This window comes from Sphingobium sp. ba1 (genome assembly GCF_000743655.1).
Lineage (GTDB): Bacteria > Pseudomonadota > Alphaproteobacteria > Sphingomonadales > Sphingomonadaceae > Sphingobium.
Map to the genome: position 1 here is coordinate 3,142 of NZ_JPPQ01000068.1, position 6,187 is coordinate 9,328.

The window sequence follows — 6,187 nt, forward strand, 5'->3', positions numbered from 1 at the left end:
TGTTGAGCGCGGAAGAGCAGGCGTGGATCGACAGCTATCATGCCCAGGTGCTGGACGTGGTCGGGCCGCAACTGGAGGGCGACGCGCTGGCGTGGCTCAAGGCCGCCTGCGCGCCTTTACAGCGCGGTTAATCCTTGGCGGGATCGGGCGCGGGAGCGGGTGGCGTCTCCCGCGCCTGCGCCTTGCGACGGCGCAGATTGTCGCGCAACGCCTGCGCCAGTCGCGCCTTTTTGTCATCCTGTGTCTCGGCCATGCCGACGCCCTAAGCAAATTGCATCATCCGCCGCAACCCGCCTTGACAAGGGCAGCGCACGCAGCCATAGGCCCGGCTCCCAGCGCGACGAGCGCTTGCGGATGAGAAACAGAGTGCTGCTGTAGCTCAGTGGTAGAGCGCGTCATTGGTAATGACGAGGTCGGGAGTTCAATCCTCCCCAGCAGCACCATTTTTATCCCCTAAATTCCATCGATTGGCCGGAGTGTTTCGCTTGGCCATTGGGCTTGGCCGTCAAGCAGCCGGATCGCGGCGTCGATCCGCTGTCCATAACAGTTGCACAACGATCCAATGCGACCATGGCGCATTCTGGCACGCGGCCCTTGCGCCAACGGCGACCGGCACATTCGGAGGATCAGGCAAGCGTGACGGACGAACAGACTACCGCCGCAGCATGGTTTCAGGGCAGGTCGGGAGATAGTCACGAAAACCGAACCGACAGGGGATGCTCCCGATTCAGCGCCCCTACAATTTAGCCTGTCGCCTGAGCCATGAGCGCTTCAACACGGCGGGCGGATTCGCGCGACGCGGGGTTATAGACGAGCATGCCCAGGTCCGGGCGACCATCGACGGCAAAAACGGAAAATTCCAGTTCGATCAGACCATGTTCGGGATGGCGCAAACGCTTGAACCCGTCAGCATGGCCTATGACGTCATTCTCGCGCCACAATGCTGCAAATTCCGGGCTGGCGCTCGACAATTCATCGACCAGCTGCTGGATTTCGACCCCTGCTCCGGCGCGCGCGGCGTCGGCGCGAAAGGCGCCCACGACATAGCGCGCGACATTTAACCAGTCCGCCTGCGCCGCCCGCGTGCGAGGATTGGTGAAGATGAGGCGCAGTACGTTGCGTTCTTCGCGCGGGAGCTTGGCATAGTCGGTCAGCAGCGTCGCCGCCGCCCTGTTCCAGGCGACGACATCCCAGGTCGCCGTCTTGATGATGGCGGGGCTCAGCGGCAGCGCATCAAGCACGCGCTGAAGCCGCGGCGTGACATCGTCGCAGGCGGCATAGCGCGCCACTGGTGCGCGCCCAAGGCCGAGGATGAACAGATGCTCGCGTTCCGGTTCGGTGAGCATAAGCCCGGCGGCAAGGCGGTTGAGCACATCGGCAGACGGTGCGCCACCGCGTCCTTGCTCAAGCCAGGTGTACCAGGTGGGTGATATGTTGGCGCGCTGCGCCACTTCCTCGCGCCGCAGTCCAGGCGTCCGCCGTCGTCCACCGCCAAAGCCGAACGCAGCCGGGTCCATTCTCGACCGGCGGTCGCGCAGGAATGTGCCGAGGGGATTGCCGCTCTGGTCAGGCATAGCCATCCTGTTATAATTTATACCCTGATAAGGTCACTACTTTAACAGGATGGATGGTGGCGGAATAGCGGCAGTCGAACAATAATGGAGACGCTGCCATGCGTATTTTTCTGACCGGCGCGACCGGATTTGTCGGTTCGCTTATCCTCACAGAACTGCAATCGGCAGGGCATCAGGTGCTGGGCCTGACTCGGTCCGAGAGCGGCGCGCGCAAACTGGCCGCAGCCGGGGCGGACGTGCATCGTGGTACGATCGAAGACCTGGACAGCCTGCGCGCAGCAGCCGATCGCGTCGATGCGGTGATCCATACCGCCTTTGACCATGATTTTACGACTTATGCCGCCAATTGTGAGAAGGATCGCGCGGCGATCCTGGCCATGGGTTCGGTTCTGCGCGGCTCTCAGCGGCCGTTGGTCATCACGTCCGCTACTGGAATGGGGGATGTCGGCGAAGGCCGGCCCGCCGTCGAGCATATTTTCAACGCCGATTACCCCATTCCGCGCGTTGCCAGCGAACTGGCCGGCCATGCCCTGTTGCAATCGGGCGTGGACGTTCGCGTCGTGCGGCTTCCCCAAGTGCATGACACCGTCAAACAGGGGCTGATCACCCCCTATGTCGAACATGCGCGCAAGGCGGGATCGGTTGGCTATCTCGGCGAAGGGAACGACTGTTGGTCGGCGGCGCATGTCACCGATGTCGCAAGGCTGTATGTGCGGGTTCTTGAAGCGGGCAGAATGGGTGCCCGCTACCATGCGGTTGCGGAGGAAGGGGTGATGTTCCGGCATATCGCCGAGGCAGTTGCGACGGGGCTTGACCTGCCGCCGGTGTCGCTTTCTGCCGCCGAAGCAGAGGCGCATTTCGGGTGGTTGTCGATATTCATCGGGCTCGACAAGTCGGCTTCGAGCGACTGGACCCGTGAGCAACTGGGGTGGGAGCCGATCGGCCCGACGCTGCTCAGCGACCTCAGGGCGATGGACTACGCCGTTTCCGAACAGGGGGCGGCATGATGGGCGATCCACCGTTGGAGCTGCCGCGTCTGACCCGGCAATAGTCAAACAGTATCTGTTGCTGTGGTTTCGGCTCCGGTTGTTGATATTTTCGGTGATTAGATATATAAATCACAGATAGACTATATTAATTAACCACTTCTGATTTTTATAGAACAGGTATATTATATGATTTTGTAAAATTACATTGAATTTAATATGAAATTAAATTTATACTACGCGTGTTAATTTGAAATACTGTCAACCAGACCAGAATTTTAGATGTTTCTGACTTGATGCGGCCCCGTCAAGCTACAGGGATCATAGGATGACCAGAATGCCGGATACCGCGAAAATCTTGCCTTTTCCTCCAAATGCGGCGAAATCGGCCGTAGCGGAACCTCATCCAGAAGCGCCATCTATCGGCGCCGCCACGGCTGCGGCCGCCCCGCTGCTCGCAGCGGTGAACGAATTTATCGACGCCAAGGGCGGCGGCCAGGGGCATTTTCAGACGTCTATGGATGGCGTCCATATCATGCGCGCCTTTCAAGACATCATGCCGATCCGCCGGATGTACCGGCCATCGCTTTGCGTTGTCCTGCAAGGTACCAAGGAAATCCTCTTTGGCGAAACCGCGCTTCGCTATGCGCAGATGGAATGTCTGGTCGTCAGCATTGAATTGCCCGCAACGGGATGGATGGTCGGCGCGACCGAGGATGACCCGTTCGTCGGCGTCAATATCGAGCTTGACGTCGCCATGCTGCGGGAGGTGATGCAGCAACTCGCCGCACCGCCACGGCCCGATGGTGCGTCTAGCGCATGCGTCTTCGTGGGCAAGGTCGATATGATGCTGAGCGAGTGCGTGCTGCGCTTCGTCAGACTGGCGCAGACGCCTGAAGCCGCCGCCGTTCTATACCCCTCGACCATGCGGGAGCTATGCTATTTGCTGCTGACGGGTGCCTATGGCAGCGAACTGGCGAAGCTGGCGCTGCCCGAAACCCATACCGAGCGGGTCGCCAGGGCAATCTACCTGCTACGTCAGAATTTCAACCAGACATTGCGGGTCGAACAATTGGCGGACGCCGCGCGGATGAGCCTCTCGTCCTTCCATCAGCATTTCAAGACGATGACGTCGATGACGCCCGTGCAGTTTCAGAAGCAATTGCGCCTGTTGGAAGCAAGACGCCTGATGGTCAGCGACGCGATCAATGTATCGGAAGCGGCCTATCAAGTGGGATATGAGAGCGCCTCGCAATTCAGTCGGGAATATGCCCGGACATTTGGCGTCGCGCCCAAGCGCGATGTGTTGAATTACAAGGCGTTGCTGGCCGCCGGATCGCGCTAGGATCAGGCAAGTTTTCCCCTCTATCCGGCATGGAGCTTTGCGGTCTGTCCCCTATCCTGCTTTTCAAGATGCCGACATCGGCCCTTTTGAAAGGCAGGCTCCATGACAGGTTGGACAGCGTCCGACATCCCTCCGCAGCAAGGCCGGGTGGCTGTCGTCACCGGTACGGGTGGCCTGGGATATGAAACAGCATATGCACTGGTAAAGGCCGGTGCAGAGGTAATTCTCGCGGGACGCGATCTGGCCAAGGGCGCGGCTGCGATCGAACGGATCGCCAGTCATGTGCCGGACGCAGCGATCCGCTTCGAACGGCTGGATCTGGCAAGCCTTGCATCGATTGCGGACTTTGGTCGTCGGCTTGCGCGTGAAAGGGATAGTCTGGACCTGCTCGTCAACAATGCCGGCGTCATGGTTCCGCCTCGGCATATGGTGACCGCCGATGGCTTCGAATTGCAGATGGGCACCAACTATCTTGGCCACTTCGCCCTGACCGGACATCTTATGCCGTTGTTGCGAAAGGGCCAGGCGACACGCATCATCTCCGTATCGAGCGTCGCGGCGCGTAGCGGGGAGATCGACTTCGACAATTTGCAGGGACAGCAGACATATAGGCCCATGGTGGCCTACAGCCAGTCCAAGCTGGCCTGCCTGATGTTTGCGCTGGAGTTGCAGCATCGCAGTTGGACTCATGGCTGGAACGTGACCAGCATTGCCGCCCACCCCGGCGTATCTCGCACCGGTTTGTTGCACAATGGACCTGGACGCTGGAGTGTGCCCGGCCTCGCCCGATCGGTCTTGCCATTCCTGTTTCAACCCGCCGCACAAGGCGCTCTACCTTTGTTGTTCGCGGCAACATCCCCACAAGCCAAGGGTGGTGCCTATTATGGTCCGAACAGGATGGGGGAAACACGCGGGCAGCCCGCTTTGGCCAAAGTGCCGCCCCAGGCCTTGGACGAGGCATCGGTCGCTCATCTGTGGGACATATCCGAGGCGCTGACGTCCGTCAGCTATGAGCCTGAAGCGGTGGACGATGTCGGCCTCTTATCGCTGGCGGAGAACAGCCCAGGGTCCGTTGCCAGGTCGCGCCATATTCCCCCTATCCCTATGGTACAGGAAAACGACAATGTTCAATAGGTTCGGAATGCCCTTGGTCACGGTCTTTGCCGCGCAAATGGTGGCCATGTCGCCCGTTTTCTCACAGGTCGCCCAACCCGCAGCGATCAAGGGGTTGTGGCAAGCGGAAGATGGCAGCATGAAGATCGATATGTTCGACGCGGGCGGCGGCAATTATGCGGGACGGCTGATCTATGGCCGCCGCGCTGTCGAAGCAGATGGCAAGACATTCAAACGCGACGTCCGCAACCCCGATGCCAAATTGAGGGCACGGTCGCTTGAGGGGATCACGATCCTGAACAATCTTAAATGGAATGCCGGCAATCGGCGTTTCGAGGGCGGCACATTATATGACGGCACGTCGGGCCGGACCTATTCCGCCCGCGTCACGATCATCGGCGAGAAGATGGAATTGCGCGGCTATATGGGGTCGCCTTTGCTGGGGCGCACGATCACCTTCAATCGGGCGGCACGCGATGCTGTCCGCTAACCACGCCGATGCTCTGGAACGACTGATGCCTGAAACCAGTCATGAATGCGGCGATTTGCGATCAGATAGGCTGTCGCCGTCAACACTGTGGCGACTGGCACGACCAACAGGCCCAGCCCCAGGCCATTTGCGACATGCGCGGCGCTCGCGGCGTCGCTGATGACGCCTACCAATAATGGGCCGATGGCAGGTCCGACCAGGCTGGAACCGATCATGCCAAGGCTGGATGCCATGGCTTCGCGGCCTCGGCCAGCCACCAGATGCGCGCTGCCAAAGGCGTAAGGCAGCGTGAAAGCAAAGGCGAACATGGCCGGCAGGAGCAGGACGATGCACAGCCAGCCGACCGGGACGAACAATGCCATCGTCGTGGTAACCGCCGCGATGATGAAGAGGATGGCCGGTGCAGCGAGCATGGCACTGGATTTATGGCGGGCGACGCGGTCGAAGCCGCGTCCGCCCAGCAGCGTTCCGGCAACACCCGATATGCCCTGAAGCACGCCGAAGGCCAGCCCGGCCTCGCTGGCGCTATAGCCATGGGTGCGGATCAGGAACGGCGTTGCAAAAGCATAGAAGGGGGTGGCCGCAAAGCCAAGCGTCACAGCACCGACGACCAGCCAGCGAAACGGCGGGGACGCCAGCAATTGCATGCTTGCCCCGACAAAGGACTGCGTGTCCGCCC

Annotated in this window: 7 protein-coding genes, 1 tRNA gene and 1 pseudogene; 6 read left to right on the top strand and 3 right to left on the bottom strand. The window is 60.4% G+C overall.

Annotated elements, in window-relative coordinates; all coding sequences use genetic code 11:
- Positions 1–2: 2 nt before the first annotated feature.
- The gene (locus IL54_RS22630) at positions 3–131 is read left to right on the top strand and encodes a M24 family metallopeptidase C-terminal domain-containing protein (protein WP_443210237.1); all 129 of its coding nucleotides are present in this window, start codon (positions 3–5) and stop codon (positions 129–131) included.
- On the opposite strand, the gene IL54_RS25660 is transcribed toward IL54_RS22630, so the two are convergent.
- Positions 128–253: a hypothetical protein gene (locus IL54_RS25660; protein ID WP_257785054.1), complete on the bottom strand. Its 126-nt coding sequence runs from the start codon at positions 251–253 to the stop codon at positions 128–130. The genes IL54_RS22630 and IL54_RS25660 overlap by 4 nt on opposite strands.
- Before the next feature lie 115 nt (positions 254–368).
- Here IL54_RS25660 and IL54_RS02990 point away from each other — a divergent pair.
- Positions 369–443, top strand: a tRNA-Thr gene (locus IL54_RS02990).
- 300 nt (positions 444–743) lie between these two features.
- Here IL54_RS02990 and IL54_RS02995 read toward each other — a convergent pair.
- Positions 744–1,574: a helix-turn-helix transcriptional regulator gene (locus IL54_RS02995; RefSeq protein WP_037473128.1), complete on the bottom strand. Its 831-nt coding sequence runs from the start codon at positions 1,572–1,574 to the stop codon at positions 744–746.
- A 98-nt stretch (positions 1,575–1,672) separates the two neighbouring features.
- Between IL54_RS02995 and IL54_RS03000 the strand changes: the two genes are divergently transcribed.
- The 4 genes from IL54_RS03000 to IL54_RS03015 all read left to right on the top strand — a co-directional run bounded on the left by IL54_RS03000 (position 1,673) and on the right by IL54_RS03015 (position 5,508).
- A complete protein-coding gene (locus IL54_RS03000) occupies positions 1,673–2,581 on the top strand; it encodes an SDR family oxidoreductase (RefSeq protein WP_037473131.1) in 909 nt (302 codons plus the stop codon).
- A gap of 307 nt (positions 2,582–2,888) precedes the next feature.
- On the top strand, positions 2,889–3,905 hold the full coding sequence (locus IL54_RS03005) for an AraC family transcriptional regulator (protein WP_237748769.1): 1,017 nt from the start codon (positions 2,889–2,891) through the stop codon (positions 3,903–3,905).
- 102 nt (positions 3,906–4,007) lie between these two features.
- Positions 4,008–5,039 carry an SDR family oxidoreductase gene (locus IL54_RS03010; RefSeq protein WP_076605455.1) on the top strand — a complete coding sequence of 344 codons (1,032 nt, stop codon included), beginning with the start codon at positions 4,008–4,010 and terminating at the stop codon, positions 5,037–5,039.
- The gene (locus tag IL54_RS03015) at positions 5,029–5,508 is read left to right on the top strand and encodes a DUF2147 domain-containing protein (protein ID WP_037473133.1); all 480 of its coding nucleotides are present in this window, start codon (positions 5,029–5,031) and stop codon (positions 5,506–5,508) included. The genes IL54_RS03010 and IL54_RS03015 overlap by 11 nt, the downstream gene beginning before the upstream one ends.
- Here IL54_RS03015 and IL54_RS03020 read toward each other — a convergent pair.
- Positions 5,505–6,187: pseudogene (locus IL54_RS03020) on the bottom strand (MFS transporter); the annotation flags it as partial. The gene IL54_RS03015 and the pseudogene IL54_RS03020 overlap by 4 nt on opposite strands.

Bases quoted from the DNA above. Each gene is read 5' to 3' on its own strand.
- IL54_RS25660 (WP_257785054.1), bottom strand. From the start codon at position 253: ATGGCCGAGACACAGGATGACAAAAAGGCGCGACTGGCGCAGGCGTTG.
- IL54_RS02995 (WP_037473128.1), bottom strand. From the start codon at position 1,574: ATGCCTGACCAGAGCGGCAATCCCCTCGGCACATTCCTGCGCGACCGC.
- IL54_RS03000 (WP_037473131.1), top strand. From the start codon at position 1,673: ATGCGTATTTTTCTGACCGGCGCGACCGGATTTGTCGGTTCGCTTATC.
- IL54_RS03005 (WP_237748769.1), top strand. From the start codon at position 2,889: ATGACCAGAATGCCGGATACCGCGAAAATCTTGCCTTTTCCTCCAAAT.
- IL54_RS03010 (WP_076605455.1), top strand. From the start codon at position 4,008: ATGACAGGTTGGACAGCGTCCGACATCCCTCCGCAGCAAGGCCGGGTG.
- IL54_RS03015 (WP_037473133.1), top strand. From the start codon at position 5,029: ATGTTCAATAGGTTCGGAATGCCCTTGGTCACGGTCTTTGCCGCGCAA.